Origin of the sequence: Hymenobacter daecheongensis DSM 21074 (assembly GCF_900141805.1) — a bacterium.
Taxonomy (GTDB): Bacteria; Bacteroidota; Bacteroidia; order Cytophagales; family Hymenobacteraceae; genus Hymenobacter; species Hymenobacter daecheongensis.
In genome coordinates this window covers 362,958-380,520 of record NZ_FQYN01000001.1, presented here as the reverse complement: position 1 = coordinate 380,520, position 17,563 = coordinate 362,958, and the positions used below count along the sequence as shown (strand labels likewise).

Annotated in this window: 11 protein-coding genes and 1 riboswitch; of the genes, 8 read left to right on the top strand and 3 right to left on the bottom strand. The window is 64.5% G+C overall.

Translation table 11 applies throughout. From position 1 onward, the window contains the following. Positions 1 to 72: 72 nt before the first annotated feature. Complete coding sequence (locus BUB62_RS19470; RefSeq protein ID WP_234988514.1) at positions 73 to 390, bottom strand: endonuclease domain-containing protein; 318 nt, start codon at positions 388 to 390, stop codon at positions 73 to 75. Positions 391 to 639: 249 nt separating this feature from the next. Then, entirely contained in the window at positions 640 to 4,482 is a 3,843-nt protein-coding gene (gene metH / locus BUB62_RS01595) for a methionine synthase (RefSeq protein ID WP_073105311.1), read from the bottom strand. A gap of 72 nt (positions 4,483 to 4,554) precedes the next feature. After that, positions 4,555 to 4,661: riboswitch (SAM riboswitch) on the bottom strand. Positions 4,662 to 4,783: 122 nt separating this feature from the next. Between metH and BUB62_RS01590 the strand changes: the two genes are divergently transcribed. Beyond that, the gene (locus BUB62_RS01590) at positions 4,784 to 5,935 is read left to right on the top strand and encodes a PA14 domain-containing protein (RefSeq protein WP_159437381.1); all 1,152 of its coding nucleotides are present in this window, start codon (positions 4,784 to 4,786) and stop codon (positions 5,933 to 5,935) included. A 5-nt stretch (positions 5,936 to 5,940) separates the two neighbouring features. Here BUB62_RS01590 and BUB62_RS01585 read toward each other — a convergent pair whose 3' ends face one another. Then, complete coding sequence (locus tag BUB62_RS01585; protein ID WP_073105309.1) at positions 5,941 to 7,629, bottom strand: hypothetical protein; 1,689 nt, start codon at positions 7,627 to 7,629, stop codon at positions 5,941 to 5,943. 205 nt (positions 7,630 to 7,834) lie between these two features. On the opposite strand from BUB62_RS01585, the gene BUB62_RS01580 reads away from it, so the two are divergent. The 7 genes from BUB62_RS01580 to BUB62_RS01550 all read left to right on the top strand — a co-directional run bounded on the left by BUB62_RS01580 (position 7,835) and on the right by BUB62_RS01550 (position 17,399). Next, positions 7,835 to 8,941, top strand: a complete 1,107-nt coding sequence (locus tag BUB62_RS01580) for an alkene reductase (RefSeq protein ID WP_073105306.1) — start codon at positions 7,835 to 7,837, stop codon at positions 8,939 to 8,941. A gap of 439 nt (positions 8,942 to 9,380) precedes the next feature. Next, positions 9,381 to 10,226: an SDR family oxidoreductase gene (locus BUB62_RS01575; protein WP_073105957.1), complete on the top strand. Its 846-nt coding sequence runs from the start codon at positions 9,381 to 9,383 to the stop codon at positions 10,224 to 10,226. A 279-nt stretch (positions 10,227 to 10,505) separates the two neighbouring features. After that, positions 10,506 to 11,093, top strand: a complete 588-nt coding sequence (locus BUB62_RS01570) for a gluconate 2-dehydrogenase subunit 3 family protein (protein WP_073105303.1) — start codon at positions 10,506 to 10,508, stop codon at positions 11,091 to 11,093. 204 nt (positions 11,094 to 11,297) lie between these two features. Next, the gene (locus BUB62_RS01565; RefSeq protein ID WP_084538735.1) at positions 11,298 to 12,983 is read left to right on the top strand and encodes a GMC family oxidoreductase; all 1,686 of its coding nucleotides are present in this window, start codon (positions 11,298 to 11,300) and stop codon (positions 12,981 to 12,983) included. Continuing rightward, positions 12,980 to 14,314: a family 1 glycosylhydrolase gene (locus BUB62_RS01560; protein WP_073105300.1), complete on the top strand. Its 1,335-nt coding sequence runs from the start codon at positions 12,980 to 12,982 to the stop codon at positions 14,312 to 14,314. The genes BUB62_RS01565 and BUB62_RS01560 overlap by 4 nt, the downstream gene beginning before the upstream one ends. Positions 14,315 to 14,489: 175 nt before the next feature. Beyond that, positions 14,490 to 15,929 (top strand): M16 family metallopeptidase, encoded by a 1,440-nt coding sequence (locus tag BUB62_RS01555; RefSeq protein WP_234988508.1) that lies wholly within the window; start codon positions 14,490 to 14,492, stop codon positions 15,927 to 15,929. 12 nt (positions 15,930 to 15,941) lie between these two features. Then, positions 15,942 to 17,399, top strand: coding sequence for a M16 family metallopeptidase (locus BUB62_RS01550; protein ID WP_073105298.1), 1,458 nt, complete (start codon positions 15,942 to 15,944; stop codon positions 17,397 to 17,399). Positions 17,400 to 17,563: the final 164 nt, after the last annotated feature.

Here is a 17,563-nt window from a genome sequence, read left to right as displayed (position 1 = left end):
CTCACCCCCCGGCCCCCTCTCCGGGGGAGAGGGGGAGCCTGACGACTTTTTCCGGCGGTTTTGGGTGAACGGTTAGATGCTTTGGGAAAATTCTTGCTGAATCTGGCGCAGGACTGCGGGGAGATGCTGGAGAACCTGCTCATTGGTAAAGCGCAGCACCCGGTAGCCCAGAGCCTGCAGCTCATGCGTGCGGCCGGCGTCGTATTCCGTTTGGCTCGCTTCCAAATGCACACTGCCATCTACCTCAATAATCAGGTGATGGTCGGTACTGATGAAATCGACGATGAAGTGGCTGATGGCGTGTTGGCGGCGGAATTTGACGTTGGCCAGCTGGCGGTTGCGCAGGGCTTGCCAAAGCAGGTTTTCGGCTGGGGTAGGCTGGCGGCGCATTTCGGCGCTGAAGCCTTTTAGGTGGCGGTGCCAGAGTGATTTGTCGGCCGTGAGGCGGGCGGTTATGGGCTCACGGTGCGGTTCCGGTGCCTCACCCCCTAGTCCCCTCTCCGGGGGAGAGGGGGGACTAGCTTCTAGCTGTTTTTCTAGCTTTAGCTTCGTTTTAGGAGTTGGCTTCTGAGTCATAAGATTATGATTTTTAGAATTTAGCTCGTGCTAAGGATAGTTCCCCTCTCCCCCGGAGAGGGGCTAGGGGTGAGGCACCGGCGCGGGCTGAGGCACCTCATAATTCAGATTCGGTGACAGCCACCGCTCCAGCTCCGCCACCGGCATCTGCTTGCGCGCCGCAATATCTGTCACCTGGTCCTTGCCAATCTTGCCCAGGCCGAAATACCGCGCGTCCGGGTGGGCGTAGTAGAGGCCGCTGACCGAGGAGGCGGGGTACATGGCCAGGTTCTCGGTGAGCCGAATGCCGGTCTGGTTATCGGCGTCGAGAAGCTGAAACAGGGTAATTTTCTCGGTGTGGTCGGGGCAGCCGGGGTAGCCGGGGGCGGGCCGCACGCCGCGGTATTTCTCCTCGATCAGCTCCTCTTTGGTCAGCTTTTCGCCGGCCGAGTAGCCCCAGAACTCCTCGCGTACGCGCTGGTGCAGGCGCTCGGCAAAGGCCTCGGCCAAGCGGTCGGCCAGGGCCTTGATCATGATGCTGGAGTAGTCGTCGTGGTCGGCCTCAAACTGCCCGATCAGCTTTTCGATGCCCAGCCCGGCCGTCACGGCGAAGCCACCGATGTAGTCGGGGCGGCCGGATTCTTTCGGGGCCAGAAAGTCAGAAAAAGCCAGGTTATGCACGCTGGGCCCCTTTTCGCCCTGCTGGCGCAGGGTGAAGAACTCGGCCAGCAGCTCGTCACGCTCCTCGTCAGCGTACACTTCGATGGTGTCGTAGGCCACGGTGTTGGCGGGCCAGAAGCCGACCACGGCGCGGGCGGTGAGCAGGTTTTCACGAATGACCTTTTGCAGCATCGCCTGCGCATCGGCGAAGAGCCTGGTGGCGGCCTCGCCCAGGGTTGCGTCGTCCAGGATGCGGGGGTAGCGGCCCTTCAGCTCCCAGGTGTGGAAGAAGGGCGTCCAGTCGATGTACTCGGCCAACTCGGCCAGCGGGTAGTTGTCGAGGACCTTAGTGCCCAGGAAGGTGGGTTTGGTAATGGGCGCGGCGGTCCAGTCGGCTTTAAACCCGTTGGCGCGGGCGGCTGCAATGGGCAGATAGTTTTTGTCGCGCTGGCGGCTGGCGTAGTCGTGGCGGAGGGTGGCGTACTCGTCTCGCACGGCGTGGGCGTAGGTAGCAGCGCTGGAACCGAGCAGGCTGGCGGCCACGCCCACCGAGCGGGAGGCATCGTGCACGTGCACCACGGGGCCGGCATAGTGGGGCGCGATTTTGACGGCCGCGTGCAGGCGCGACGTAGTAGCGCCGCCGACGAGCAGCGGGGTGCGCAGACCGCGCTTTTCCATTTCCTGGGCCACGTACACCATCTCGTCCAAAGAGGGCGTAATCAGGCCGCTGAGGCCGATAACATCCACCTGTTGCTTCCGGGCCTCGTCGAGAATCCGCTCCAGGGGCACCATCACGCCCAGGTCCACGATGTCGAAGTTGTTGCAGGCCAGCACCACGCCCACGATATTCTTGCCGATGTCGTGTACGTCGCCTTTCACGGTGGCCAGCAGGATTTTGCCGGCCGTCTGCCGGTCGCTGCTCTGCTTGTCGGCCAGCAGGAAGGGCTCCAGGTAAGCCACGGCCTTCTTCATCACCCGCGCCGACTTCACTACCTGGGGCAAAAACATCTTGCCCGCCCCGAACAGGTCGCCGACCACGTTCATGCCCGCCATCAGCGGCCCTTCAATCACTTCCAGCGGCCGGCCCACCTGCCGGCGCACTTCCTCGGTGTCCTCATCAATAAACTCGGTGATGCCGCGCACCAGCGCGTGCTGGAGCCGCTCAGCTACCGGCAGGCTGCGCCATTCCTGGTTGTTAGTTGTGAGCTGCTGGTTGTTGGATTTTTGGTCTTTTACGGTTTCGGCGAAGTCCACGAGGCGCTCGGTGGCATCGGGGCGGCGGTTGAGCAGTACGTCTTCCACCAGCTCCAGCAGGTCCTTCGGCACCTCGTCGTACACGGCCAGCTGGCCGGGGTTGACGATGCCCATATCCAGCCCGGCGCGGATGGCGTGGTAGAGAAACGCCGAGTGGATGGCCTCGCGCACGGTGTCGTTGCCGCGGAAAGAGAAGCTGATATTGGAAATGCCCCCGCTAGTCAGCGCGCCGGGCAGGTTGGCCTTGATCCAGCGCACCGCCTCGATGAAGTCCACGGCGTAGGTGCGGTGCTCCTCCAGGCCGGTGCCCACGGTGAGGATGTTGGGGTCGAAAATGATGTCCTGGGCCGGGAAGCCGACCTCGTTCACCAGGATATCGTAGCTGCGCTTACAGACGGCAATTTTCTTCTCGTAGGTGTCGGCCTGGCCGGTTTCGTCGAAGGCCATGACCACCACGGCGGCGCCGTACTGGCGCACGGTGCGGGCGTGGCGGCGGAAGGCATCCTCGCCTTCTTTCAGCGAAATCGAGTTGACGATGCTCTTGCCCTGCACGCACTTTAGGCCGGCCTCCAGCACGCTCCATTTCGAGGAGTCGATCATCAGCGGCACCCGCGAAATGTCGGGCTCGGAGGCAATCAGGTGCAGAAACGTGGTCATGGCCTGCTCCGAGTCGAGCATGCCCTCGTCCATGTTCACGTCGAGCACCTGAGCCCCGCCCTCCACCTGGTCGCGGGCCACCTGCAGGGCCGCCTCGTAGGCCCCGGTCCGGATGAGGCGGGCAAAAGCGCGGGAGCCCGTCACGTTGCACCGCTCCCCCACGTTCACAAAGAGGGAGTCGGGGGTGATGTTGAACGGTTCGAGGCCGGCGAGGCGGGTGACCCCTCCCCAACCCCTCCCCCAAAGGGAGGGGCTTAGATTAGCCTCTGACGAGTTATCCGCTGACGAGTCTGGTTCAGAACCCGCGCTTGGCTCCCCTCCGTTTTGGGGAGGGGCCGGGGGAGGGGTCAACGGCCGCGGAGCATACTTCTCCGCCAGCTTGGCCAACTCGGCAATGTGCTGGGGCGTGGTGCCGCAGCAGCCGCCTACCACCGTCACGATGCCTTCCTTCAAATACTCCTCCACCACGGCCGCGAATTCCCGGGCCGACTCATCGTAGCCGCCAAAAGCATTTGGCAGGCCGGCGTTGGGGTAGGCCGAAATATGCACGTCGGCTAGGCGGCTCAGCTCCTTCACATAAACATGGAGCTGGTCGGCTCCGAGGGCGCAGTTCAGACCCACGCTCAGCAGGGGCAGGTGGCTGATGCTGTTCCAGAAGGCTTCTACGGTCTGTCCGCTCAGCGTGCGGCCGGAGGCGTCGGTGATGGTGCCTGAAATCATGACCGGCACCACCCGGCCGCCCTCGTCGAAGAACTGCTGCACCGCGTACAGGGCGGCTTTGGCGTTGAGCGTGTCGAAGATGGTTTCGATCAGCAGCACGTCGGAGCCGCCTGCCACCAGCCCGCGCACCTGCTCCAGATAGGCCGTAGCCAGCTCGTCGAAGGTCACGGCGCGGAAGCCGGGGCGGTTTACGTCGGGCGAAAGGCTAGCAGTGCGGTTGGTGGGCCCAATGGCCCCGGCCACGAAGCGCGGCCGGGCCGGGTTGCGGGCCGTGAATTCGTCGGCTACTTCTTTGGCAATTCTCGCAGATTCGTAGTTCAGCTCGTACACCACCTGCTCCAGCCCGTAGTCGGCCTGGGCGATGGTGGTGCCCGAGAAAGTGTTGGTTTCCACCATGTCGGCTCCGGCGGCGAAGTAGTCGGCGTGGATGCCACGGATGATGTCGGGGCGGGTGAGGCTGAGCAGGTCGTTGTTGCCACGCAGGGGCCGGGGGTGGTCGGCAAAGCGGGAGCCGCGGAAGTCGGCTTCAGTCAGCGTATGGCGCTGAATCATGGTGCCCATGGCGCCATCGAGCACGAGGATGCGCTGCTGCAGAATAGCGTAGAGCGGAGAATCGGGGCGCGGAGTCGGGTGCATGGCGGCTTTTCTTCGGGGTAAGGCATTCAACAACAAGCCTATCCAGAAAGAGCCGCGCAGAAGCGAGTCCTGTACTTATCTTCTTCCAGCGCCGGAGCTTTGGAATGGGAGTTGGCACCTTGTGTAGCAGGTTGCCAAGACGTCATCGGGCCCAGTCCCTCGGTCTTTCTGGATAAGTAACAAAGCGAAGATACCGCAATAGGCTGCTTAATCCAATTTTATGGCCGGTTTGTGCGTTATTCAGCGCCTGAATCCCGGGGCTCAAACAACCGTTGGGCTTCCTTCCCGCCTCATTTTCGGTATGCTGTCACTACCCGCCGTCGTTCCCCGCGTATTCGCTGCCCTGGCGCTGCTGCTGGGCCTGGCGGCGCCTTTGCAAGCGCAGCAAGTGCCCAAAACCGCCGGCCGCGGCTTGCGTGGGCAGTACTTCGAAGGTCAGAACTTCGAAACCCTTATCGTCACCCGCCTCGACCCAACCATCGACTTCGACTGGACCTACGGCCCCACCAGCCCCGATAAATCGACCCAGCGGTTTCTCTCGCCGGCACCGGGCGTACCGGCCGAGGGCTTCTCGGTGCGCTGGATGGGCCATCTGTACATCCCCGTCAGTGGCCGCTACACGTTCCGCATTCTCAACGACGACGGCATGCGGGTGTGGCTGGGTGGCAAAAAAATTCTGGACGCCTGGCGCGACCAGGTGGCCACGGAAACCGCCACCGAAATCGAGCTGGTGGGCGGGCGCTACTACCCGCTTCGCGCCGAGTACTACCAAGTGCAATGGGATACCCGCGCCCGGCTCACCTGGCAGCTGCCAGGCTCCGCGGCCGAGCCCCAGCCCATTCCGGCCGACAATCTGTATGCCGCGCTGCCGCCTTCGGCCAAACCGATACCGAACGCCGCGGTGCGCCCCCGCCGCGTGGCGGCCCCGGCCCCTGTTGTGCCTTCTGTCGCCCCGGCTGCGCCAATTGCCAGAGCCGCCCCGGCGCCCGCCCGGCGGACCGCGCCCGTACCGCGCCGGCCCGCCCCGACCCCGCCAGTAGCCCCGCCGGCCGCCGCGCTGCCCGGCCCAGCCACGGCTCCCGACACGCTGCCGGACTTAGCCACGCTGCGCAAAGGCGCGGCCGTTACGCTTTCCAACCTCTACTTCACCCAAAGCACCGCCACGCTGCTGCCCACCTCGCGGCCGCTGCTAAACCAGCTGGCCCGAATGCTCCGCGCCCAGCCCGCCCTGCGCCTCGAAATAGCCGGCCACACCGACAACGTGGGCGAGCCCGCCCTGAACCTGCGCCTCTCCGAGCAGCGCGCCCGCACGGTGCGCCGGTATCTGGTGCAGCAGGGCATCGACTCGGTGCGCCTCACGGCCGTGGGCTACGGCGGCACCCGCCCCGTGGCCGACAACCGCGACCCGCAGCAGCGCCCCCGCAACCGGCGCGTGGAAGTGGTGGTGCAGTAGGGGTGTCAGGGTCGGATTTCGAGACTCAGAATATCGGCCCGCAGCGCCGGGAGCCACAGGCGCTGGCGGGCCTGGTGCTGCTGCAGAAACGCGGCCACGGCCGGCGTGGGCGGCGTGTCGGGGTTCAGGTCAAACAGCATCAAAACCGGGCGGGAAGTGCGTAGGGGCTGCTGGGCCAGCAGCGAATCGGCGTCCAGAATGATGTGGCCGGCCAGGCGGGCGGCTATTTCCACGCGCTTGTTGTAGTAGTTGCGGCCCAGCAGCAGCGGCTGGCCGGGCCGCACGGTACGCAGGAAGTGGTCGAGGCGGCGCACGTCGGCGGCCACGCCGGGAGCCTGGTCGATGAAGAAGGCCGGGCGCTGCCCCAACTGTTGGGCGGTGCGCCGGTCGCGGGTGAGCAGCGAGAGCAGCAGGGAAGCGCCCAGCAGCCCAAGCGCCGCCCCTCGCACCAAGGGCCGCGGCAGGCGCGGCGGCCGGGCCAGCGTGAGCACCAGCAGCATGGCCGAGATGCTCAGAAAGACCGGCAGAAAGTAGCGCGTATCGGCCACGTAGGTCCAGCGGCCACCCGCAAACCAGCCCACCAGCGCCGCCGGATAGCGCACCGACATGGCCGCGAGCAACCCCGCGCAAAGCAGGGCCGCGCCACCCGCCAGCAGGTGAAACACCACGCGGCGCGTGGGCCACCAGCGCCCCCGGCGGTGCGCCGCCCGCCACTCCCGGCGCAGCCCCAACCCGAGCAACAACGCCACCAGCGCCGAAACAGTCAGCACCGCCCCGGCCCGCAGCCAGGCGCCGTGAGTCAGCCGGCTGAAATCCAGCTCATTTGAGAAAAAGCTGTGGTATAGAATGGGGTCGAATTGGAGCAGATGATGCCAGTACAGACCCAGCACGGCGGCGCTGGCCGGCTCGGTGCGCAGCTGGGTGTAGAACTTGGTGAGGTAGTACGCATCGCCCGCCACGCGAGCTTGGTACAGCAATAACCCGCCAATGAGCCCCGCCAGAAGCAGCAACGCCGCCAGCGCCGGCCGCACCAGCCGGGGCCGCCACCGCCAACCGAACAGCAGCAGCGCCAGCGGCAACGCCAGCGCCAGCGGATAGTAGGCAAACCGCAGCAGGCAGGCCCCAAACCCCAGCCCGCTCATTAGTAGTGCGCCCCCAAAACCGGGCCACTTGCGCCGCCTACCGGCCGGCCGCGTCAGCAGCCCGAACAGCACGGCCAGCCCGCCGGTATAGCAGGCCAGCGCCAGCAGGTCGGTGCCGAACAGCAGGTGAAACGGCGCGTTGCTCAGACCCCAGAACAGGAAAATAAGGGCCGGCGCGTACGGCACTAGGTCGCGCCGCAACGGCTTCAGCAAATACCACCACGCCAGTAGCAACCCCAGCAAGCCAGCCCAGTGCGTGGCCTGCGTAGCCACCAGAAACTCCGGCGACACCCAGCGCAGCAGCGCCGCCATCAGCCAGGCGTAGCCGGGCGGCCACAGGTTGAGCGGCTCGAAAATGGGCACCGACAGATCCTGCCAGTTGGCGCGGGCCAGGCTCACGCCGTGGCCGCGCAGCAGGTTCACGGCGCTTTCGGTCTGGGTCTGCATGTCGCGGGTGAGGGCGGGCATGGCCAGCTCGTGGGCCCAGCGCAGCAGTACGGCCAGGCCAAACGCCAGCCGATTGAGCAGGGGCCAGGGCAGCTTGTAGGGCATAGAGGGAAGTGATTCGCAGGCAGCCCGCCGGCCGGGCCGGGCCGAAGGTAGCAGCCGGGCGGGTAGCGGGCCAAAAAATCGGTTTGGGAAGCAATACCGGGGCCGCGCCAACCTTTCGACCCCGCTCCGGTTAATACCCGCGCTTGCCCGCCGGGCAGGCGGCCCGCCTCAGTCGGGGCGGGCTTCGTCGTTTAATTTCCATTCCATGTCTCAGGATCAAGCTATTCTGTTTTCGCCCGCCAAGCTGGGCACTATCACGCTCAAAAACCACGTCGTGATGGCCCCGCTTACGCGCAGCCGCGCCCTCGGCAACGTGCCCAACGCCCTGATGGCCACCTACTACGGCCAGCGGGCCGGCGCGGGCCTCATCATCACTGAAGGCACTTCGCCAACGGCCGACGGGCTGGGCTATTCCCGGATTCCGGGCCTGTATAGCCCGGAGCAGGTGGCCGGCTGGAAGCTGGTGACCGAGGCCGTACACGCCAAGGGCGGCCGGATTTTCGTGCAGTTTATGCACACGGGCCGCATTGCGCACCCGCTCAACCTGCCCGCCGGGGCCGAAATTGTGGCCCCATCAGCCATTGCCGCCGCCGGCGAAATGTGGACCGACCAGCAGCAGATGCAGCCCCAGCCCACGCCCCGCGCCCTGAGCACTGAGGAGGTGAAAGCCCTGGTGCAGCAGCACGCCGAAAGTGCCAAGCTGGCCATCGAAGCCGGTTTCGACGGCGTAGAATTGCACGGGGCCAACGGCTACCTGATTGAGCAGTTTCTGAACCCGGCCGCCAACCAGCGCACCGACGAGTACGGCGGCAGCATCGAAAACCGCAGCCGCTTCGCGCTGGAAGTGGCCCAGGCCACCATCGCCGCCATCGGGGCCGGGCGGGTGGGCATCCGCCTTTCGCCCCACAGCCAGGCCGGCGACCTGAAGCCTTTCGACGAGCTGGACGCGCAGTATCTGTACCTGGCCGAGCAGCTGCAGAAGCTGAATCTGGTGTATCTGCACCTCGTGGACCACTCCAGCATGGGGGCCCCCAAAGTGCCGGCCGCGATGGTGGCAGGCATCCGCGAGCGTTTCACCAACACGCTCATCCTCAGCGGCGGCTACGACAAGCAGCGCGCCGAAGCCGACCTGCAAAGTGGCCGCGCCGACCTCATCACCTTCGGCCGCCCCTTTATCTCAAACCCCGACCTGGTGGAGCGCATGGAGCAGGATGCCGCGCTGGCTCAGCCCAACCCCGACCTCTTCTACACCCCCGGCGCCGAGGGCTACACCGATTATCCGGTGCTGGCTGAGCAGGGAGCCGCGGTGTAGGCGGAAAGCATTATCCAGCCAAGGCACGAACCAGCCGCTAGCCGCATAGCGGCGGCAGGTTTGTAGAGAGAATTGCGTCTGAAGCAATTTAAAGCCGCGTAGCGGTGACAGAGTCGTTCTGACGGTTCTGTCACCGCTACGTGGCTTTGTGCTTTTACACGGCTTGGATTCTACAAACCTGTCGCCGCTATGCGGCTGTTTGGTGACGTAGAGTCGCCAGCCGAGTGATATTTCAGAACGCTCCCCTCCCTTTTGGGGAGGGGCTGGGGGAGGGGTTTGTGCCGCAAGCCGTAGCTTCCAATCAGCTTTTTGCGTAAGCAAATCCTCCCAACCTTACCGCTCCGCCATGCCCGCCAAAAAAGCCGCCGCGCCGGCCAAAGTCCCCGCCAAAATAGCCACTCCCGCTGCCAAACCCGAGAAGCGCCCTACGGCCAAAGACATGAAGGCCGCCGCGCAAAAGCTGCCTTATCCGGCCAAACAGGCCGATATGAAGCTCCAGCCCGACACCGACTTCGCCAACTACAAAGCCGCCGGCAAGCTCGAAGGCAAAATTGCCCTCATCACCGGGGCTGATTCCGGCATCGGGCGGGCCGTGGCTATTGCCTTTGCCCTGGAGGGGGCCGATGTGGCCGTGCTCTACAACGAAAACGACGTGGACGCGCAGGAAACCCAGCGCCAGGTAGAAAAGCGCAAGCGCAAATGCCTGCTGCTCAAGCTCGATGTGCGCGACCCGGAGCAGTGCCGCCAGGCCGTGCGCCGCACCCGCGCCGAGTTGGGCGGGCTCAATATTCTGGTGAACAACGCGGCCTTCCAGATGGCGCAGGAAAAGTTTGAGGACATACCCGAGGAGCAGATTCGCCGCACCTTCGATACTAACATTCTGGGCTACATCTGGATGGCGCAGGCCGCGGTTCCGCACCTGCAGAAGGACGACTGCATCATCAACACCGGCAGCATCGTGGGCCTCACCGGCAACCCGCTGCTGATTGACTACACCGCCACCAAATCGGCCATTCACGCCTTCACCAAAAGCCTGGCCACGCACCTGGGCGAGCGGGGAATCCGGGTGAATTGCGTGGTGCCCGGCCCGGTCTGGACGCCCAACATTCCGGCCACCATGCCCCGCGAGGAAATCGAGAAGTTCGGCTACGAAGTGGCCCTGCAGCGCCCCGGACAGCCCGAGGAGCTGGCCCCCGCCTACGTGCTGCTCGCCTCCCAGGACGGCTCCTTCATGACCGGCAGCCTCGTACACGTGACCGGAGGCAAGATGAGTTCGGACCAGTAAGTAAGCCCGAGGCGCAAAGTAGCCGTAGCGCGGCGGCAGGTTTGTAGCATTCAAAATGAAAGAAGACCAAAGCCGCGTAGCGGTGACAGAGTCGGTTAGACGGTTCTGTCACCGCTACGCGGCTTGTTCTTCTTTTCCGGGTACGATTCTACAAACCTGCCGCCGCGCTGCGGCTATTGCTTGGCCTGAATTGCTTGAAGTGTGGCCTCCACCGGCAAACCTTCGGCGTATCTCGGCGGTATTGCTACTGTCCCGCTTGCTACCCAATCCCTCGCCCGCATGTCCGAATCCCCTTATCCATCCGGCTCCGTGCGGGCTTTGCTGGCCACCGACCTGGTGACGTCGGCCACCCGCGCCGCCCTGGAAGCCCGCCTGCACGCGCCGCCCTACACGCCACAATTCTTTGAGCAGGACACATACGAGCTGCTCCGCGCCGTGGCCGCCCGCCTGCTCCCGCAGCCCGAGCGCCCCGCGCCCATCGAGTTGGCCCCGGCCCTCGACCAGCGTCTGTTGGCCGGCACCTCCGATGGCTGGCGCTACGATGCCCTGCCGCCCGACCGCGAAGCCTTTCGCCTCGGCCTGGGCGGCATCCGCCAAAGTGCCCAGGCCTTGTTTCAGCGGGAGTTTGAGCAGCTAAGCCCCGAGCAGCAGGATGCCGTGCTGCAGGCCGTGCAGCAGGGCACCGCCCCCGGCGAAATCTGGCAAACCGTGCCCGCCGCCCGCTTCTTCGAGGAGCTATTGGCCGAGCTGACCGAAACGTACTACGCCCACCCGCTGGCCCAGGAGGAAATCGGCTACGCCGGCATGGCCGACGTGCCCGGCTGGACCAAAATCGGCCTCAACGAAAAGGAAGACCGGGAAATCTAATGTGCTGATGTGCTAATGAGGGCAATGTGCTGATTTTGTTGATGCACTGATGATCTGGCGGCGGGCATTGTTCCTATAGTGCATTTCCGCCGCAGAGCAGTTACAGTTCTTTACAGGCCCAAAAAGTCCGTTTTCACTACAGCGTCCGTCCATCCAATTCATTAGCACATCAGCACATTCAGTCCACATTAGCACATTAAATAAATGCCCGACGAAGAAGCATTAGAAGAAGGCGTTTTGAGCCCCGTGGAAACGGAAGTGCAGGATCCGCTGCTCAAAAGCATTCTGGCCGATAATGCCGCCCAGGCCCCAACGGAGCTGGAAAAACCGCTGGAGATTCCCGCGCCTGCTGACGAGGTAGACTGCGTGGTGATTGGTACCGGGGCCGGCGGCGCCCCGTTGCTGGCACGCCTGGCGATGGCCGGACTGAAGGTAGTGGCGCTGGAAGCCGGCCCCTGGCACGACCCGAAAAAAGACTTCGCCACCGACGAGAAAGCCCAGGAATTCCTGTTCTGGAACGATGAGCGCCTCTCCGCCGGCCACGACCCCATTGCCTTCGGCAAAAATAACTCCGGCACCGGCGTGGGCGGCTCCACGCTGCACTACACAGCCTACACCCCGCGCCCCCAGCCCGCCGACCTGCACCTGCGCCGCGACTTCGGCGTGGGCCAGGACTGGCCGTTCGGCTATGAGGAGCTGGAACCGTATTTTGAGGAGCTGGAGCAGTTTCTGGGTATCTCGGGGCCCACGCCCTACCCCTGGGGGCCGGCCCGCAAGAAGGGTTACCCGCTGGCCCCGTTGCCGCTCAATGGCGCGGCTCAGCTGATGCAGCGCGGCTGTGAGAAGCTCGGCATCCGCACTTCGCCGGCGGCCAATGCGGCCCTGTCGGCGCGGTACTATCAGGAGGGAGTGGGGTGGCGCGAGGCGTGCACCAACCGCGGCTTTTGTCAGGCCGGGTGCAGCACCGGGGCCAAGGCCAGCATGGACGTTACGTTTTTGCCGCTGGCCGCGAAGCACGGGGCCGACATCCGGCCCGGCAGCTACGTCACGGAGATTGAGCGGGACCAAACCGGCCGCATCACGGGCGTGGTGTACACCCAGAATGGCCAGCAGGTGCGCCAGCGCTGCCGCCATCTGTTTCTGTGCGCCGGGGCCATCGAAACGCCACGCCTGCTCTTGCTCAATGAGTTGGCGCTGAACAGCGGGCACGTCGGGCGCAACTTCATGGCTCACCCCGGCGTGCAGGTATTTGGCACGTTCGAGGAAGCCGTGCGGCCCTACAAAGGCATTCCCGGCGCGCTGATTTCGGAAGACACGCACCGGCCCAAAGACGCTGATTTTGCCGGCGGCTACCTGCTGCAAAGCATCGGTGTGATGCCCGTGACCTTTGCTGGGGAAGTGGCCCGGGGGCGGGGCCTGTGGGGCCAGCCGCTGCGCGACTACATGCGCCAGTACAACCACGTAGCCGGCATCAATATTCTGGGTGACTGCCTGCCGCACGAGGCGAATTTTCTGGAGCTGGCCGAGGAGAAAGATGCCCGCGGCCTGCCCAAGCCCCGCATTCACTTCACCAGCCAGCCAAACGAGCTGCGCATGAGCGCCCACGCCGAAGCGCTGATGCGCCGCATCTGGGAGGCCGCCGGCGCTACCGATATCTGGTCGTTTCCGCGCAACGCCCACATCATTGGCACCGCCCGCATGGGCCTGAGCGGCGACGACGCGGTGGTGGATGCCAACGGCCGCGCCTTCGACGTGCCCAACTTGTACATCTGCGACAACTCGGTATTCCCCAGTGCTTTGAGCGTAAACCCGGCGCTCACCATCATGGCGCTTTCGCTGCGCACCGCCGATAAGTTTCTCGGACAACACGCCACTACCACGCACCCATGAAAAGCTTCCTGACCCAGATAAAAGACCACTTCGGCGATGGTGACTATGCCGGCGACGAATACGGCGGCGCGGGCGGCCAGGATGGCAGCGGCCTGCCTACCGGCGGTGCCGGCAGCTTCATGTTTGCCACCGGCATCGAGTGCAGCTACCCCACCATCGACCACGGCAAAACCCGCCGCGACCTGCTGGCCGAGTGCGACCACTACAACCGCTATAAAGAGGATTTGGGCCTGGTGAAGGAAATGGGCCTGAAAGTGCTGCGCTACGGCCTGCCGTATTACCGCATTCAGCAGGCCCCCGGCAAGTACGACTGGGAATTTGCCGACCTGGCGATGGCCGAGATGCAGCGCCTGGGCATCACCCCGATTCTGGATCTGATGCACTTCGGCGTACCCGACTTCATCGGCAACCTGCAGAACCCCGAGCTGCCGGTGCATTTTGCCGAGTATGCCGGGGCAGTGGCCAAGCGTTACCCGTGGGTGCGCTACTACACGCCCGTGAATGAGATTTACGTCACGGCCAAGCTCAGCGCCAAAGACGGTATCTGGAACGAGCAGCTGCGCTCCGACAAAGCCTTCGTAACGGCCTTGAAGCACACGGTGGCGGCCAGCATCATGGGCACCCAGCAGATTGCCCGCCACCGGCCCGACTGCATCATCGTGCAGAGCGAGTCGGCTGAGTTTACGCACGAGCTGCGGGCCACGCGCACCCCGGCCATTCAGATTGAGAACAAGCTGCGTTTCCTGGCGCTCGATCTGCTTTACGCCTACCACCCCGATGCCGAGGTGTTCAGCTACCTGCTCGACAATGGCATGACGCGCCGCGAGTACGACTGGTTTATGGCCGGCGAGCCACCGGGCTACCAGATTATGGGCAACGACTACTACGGCCGCAACGAGAAAATAGTGCTGCCCGACGGCACCGTGCAAACCAGCATGGACGTGCTGGGCTGGTACAACATCACGCACGACTACTACCAGCGCTACCTCAAGCCCGTGATGCACACCGAAACCAACGTCTTCGACCCCAATGAGGCCCCGGCCTGGCTCTGGAAGCAGTGGGTGAACATTCTCCGGATGCGCAAGGAGGGCGTGCCTGTGCTGGGCTTCACCTGGTACTCGCTCATCGACCAGGTAGACTGGGACATTGGCCTGAGCCAGAAGCTGGGCCGCGTGAATGCCTGCGGCCTCTATGACCTCGACCGCAAGCCCCGCCCCGTAGCCGAAGCCTACAAAATGCTGCTGCAGGAATACGGTCAGATTACCATAGTGCCCCACGGCGAGCTATTTGAGGTGACGCGCAAGCCCGCCGTGCTGAAAGTGGAGGTGTAAGCGGGGAGGCGCTGCCGCCGGTAGCGGCGGGGCTTTTAAAAACCTCAGGCTCCCTGTGGGCACCCGACTGGCGCGCACAGGGAGCCTGAGGTTTTTAACAGGATAATTTCAAGTTATTTCTGAGTAGGATTGTGTAGGTTGAAGGCGTTTTACAGCCTTTTCCTTTCCGCTTCCTATGAAAAAACTGTTGATGAGCCAACCGGCCGGCTGGAGCCTGCTGGCGGCCCTGCTGGCGCTTGATGCGTGTGCGCCCAAAGCCACGGCGGTGCTCACGGCCCCGGAGCCCGCCCCAGCGGCCGTGGCGGTGGCCGCTCCCAAAGCGGCCCCCGCCTTCCAGATTCCGGTGGAGTACTACACGCTGCCGAATGGGCTGAAAGTGGTGCTCTCGCCCGACCATACGGCCCCCACGGCCACGGTGGCGGTGTACTACAACGTAGGCTTCCGCAACGAGCCCCGCGACCGGACCGGCTACGCCCACCTGTTTGAGCACCTCATGTTTCAGGGCTCCGGCAACCTGCCCAAAGGCGAGTTCGACAAGATCGTGCAGAGCAGCGGGGGCATCAACAACGGCTCTACCCGCTTCGACTTCACCAACTACTACGAGGTGGTGCCGGCGCACAAGCTCGAAACCATTCTGTGGGTGGAAGGCGACCGGATGCGCGGCGTAGCCCTCACGCCGGCCAGCCTGAAAAACCAGCAGGAAGTGGTAAAAAGCGAGGTGCGCGTGAACGTGCTCAACCAGCCCTACGGCGGCTTTCCGTGGCTGGATATGCCCCAGTACGCCAACAAGAACTGGAACAACGCCCACAATTTCTACGGCGACCTGAAAGACCTCGACGCGGCCACCCAGCCCGATGCCCTGGCGTTTTTCAAAACCTACTACGCCCCCAGCAACGCCGTGCTGGCCGTGGTAGGCGACTTTGAGCCGGCCGAGGCCAAGGCCTGGGTCACGAAGTATTTTGCCGGCATTGCCAGCTCGCCGCCCCCGGCCAAGCCCGACATCACGGAGCCGCGCCAGGAGCAGGAGCAGCGCTTCACCAAAGACGATAAGCTGGCCACCAAGCCGGCCCTGGCCTTTGCCTACCACATGCCCGAGCGCAATACGCCGGAATACTACGCCCTGATCCTGCTCGACCAGATTCTGCTGCAGGGCAAAGACAGCCGCCTCTACCAGGCGCTGGTGCAGAAGCGCGGCTACACCAACACGGTGAGCGGCGGTATCAACTACCTCGGCAATGCCTTCAACTACGCCGGCCCCATGCTCTGGATGGGCGACCTGGTGTATGACAGCAACGTGAAAGCCGACTCGGTGGTGCGCGTGCTCGATGACGAAATAAGCCGCCTGGGCCGCGGCAGCATCGATCAGGCCACGCTGGACCTGGCGGTGGTGAAGCTGCGCTCCAGCCTCTACGACCAGCTCTCCGGCTCCGACAACTTCGGCCGCGCCGATATGCTGGCCGCGTTTGCGATGTTCGACAACGACCCCGGCCGCATCAACACCCTCGAAGCCGAGTTCCGGAAGGTGACGCCGGCCCTGATGCAGCGCACTATTCAGGAGTATCTGCGGCCCACCAACCGCACCATTCTCATTGTGAATCCCCTGGCCAAAAGCTAACCCGACTCTGCCATGAACACGCTACGAACCGGGCTGCTCTGCGCCGCCCTGGCCCTGGCCGCCCCGGCGGTGCAGGCCCAAACCAAAACCACGAAGCCCGCCAAACCTGCTGCGGCCCGGCCCGCCAAAGCCGCGGCCCGGCCGCTGGAAACCCCGCCCCCCGGCGGCACTCCCCGCGACTTTGCCCTGCCCGCCCGCGAAGACTTCACGCTCGCCAACGGCCTGAAAGCCCGCCTGGTGCCCTACGGCGAAGTGCCCAAGGTGACGATGATGGTGGCCATTCAGGCCGGCAACGTGCACGAGGCCGCCGGCCAGGTGGGTGTGGCCGACCTGCTGGGCACCCTGCTCAGCGAAGGCACCACCACGCTGTCGGCGGCGCAGCTGGCCGACCGGGTGGCCCGCATGGGCGGCTCGCTGAACGTGTCGGTGGGTGGCGACCAGACCACTGTGTGGGCCTCCTGCCTGAGTGAGTTTGCCCCCGAGCTGGCCACCCTGCTGGCCGACGTGGTGCAGCATCCGAAGCTGCCCGAAAGTGAGCTGGCCCGCATCAAAACCGACTTTAAGCGGCAAATGAATCTGGCCCGCGCCCAGCCCGGCACCCAGGCCCGCCAGAAGTTCACGGCCGCGCTCTACGGCGCGCATCCCTACGGCCGCCCCCTGCCCACCGATGCCGAGATTGAGGCCCTGACGATGGCGCAGGTGCAGGCCTTCTACCAAAGCCAGTACGGAGCGCAGCGCACCAGCGTGTTCGTGGCCGGCAAGTTCGACAAGGCCGCCCTGCGCGAGGCCATCAGCCAGGCCTGGGCCGGTATGCCCCAGGGGCCGGCCCCGCGCATTGAAGTGGCCAAATCCCGGACCCGGCCCGAGGTGCTGACCCTGGACCGCCCCGGCGCGCCCCAGTCCACCATCATTCTGGGCCTGCCCGTGGTAGACCCCTCGCACCCCGACTACCTGCGACTGCGGGTGATGAACTCGCTGCTGGGCGGCTCGTTCGGCTCGCGCATCACTCTGAACCTGCGCGAAGACAAGGGCTACACTTACTCGCCCTACAGCTATATCGAAACGCACTACCGCACCGGCAACTGGAGCCAGAACGCCGACGTGACCACCCAGGATACCGGCAACTCGCTCCGGGAAATCATGTATGAGATTGAGCGGCTGCACAAAACGCCGCCCTCGGCTGAGGAATTGAAGGGAATTCAGAACTACGAGTCGGGGCTGTTTGTGCTGCGCAACTCCACGCCGGGCGGCATCATCAACCAGCTCAATACCCTGAGCCTGCACGGCCTGCCCGACAGCTACCTCACCGAGCAGGTGAAAAACCTTAACGCCGTGACCCCGCAGCAGGTGAGCGAAACCGCCCGCCGGTATGTGCGCCCCGAGGCCATGACCATCGTGGTGGTTGGCGACAAGAAAATCGTCGATCCGCAGCTGAAGAAATTTCAGGCCGCCCGCAAAAAGGTCCTATAGGGTTTTTAGTGCGTGTACGTCAGACTCAAACGGCCGGCTTTCCTGGGAAAGCCGGCCGTTTGAGTCTGGCGGGGGCTGCGGCCAGTCGTGGGCCGGAAGATTTGGCGCGGCCGGCAGACTTTTTCCCTCGGGCGTGGTTCTGCCTGCGTTGCCCCACGCCCGCC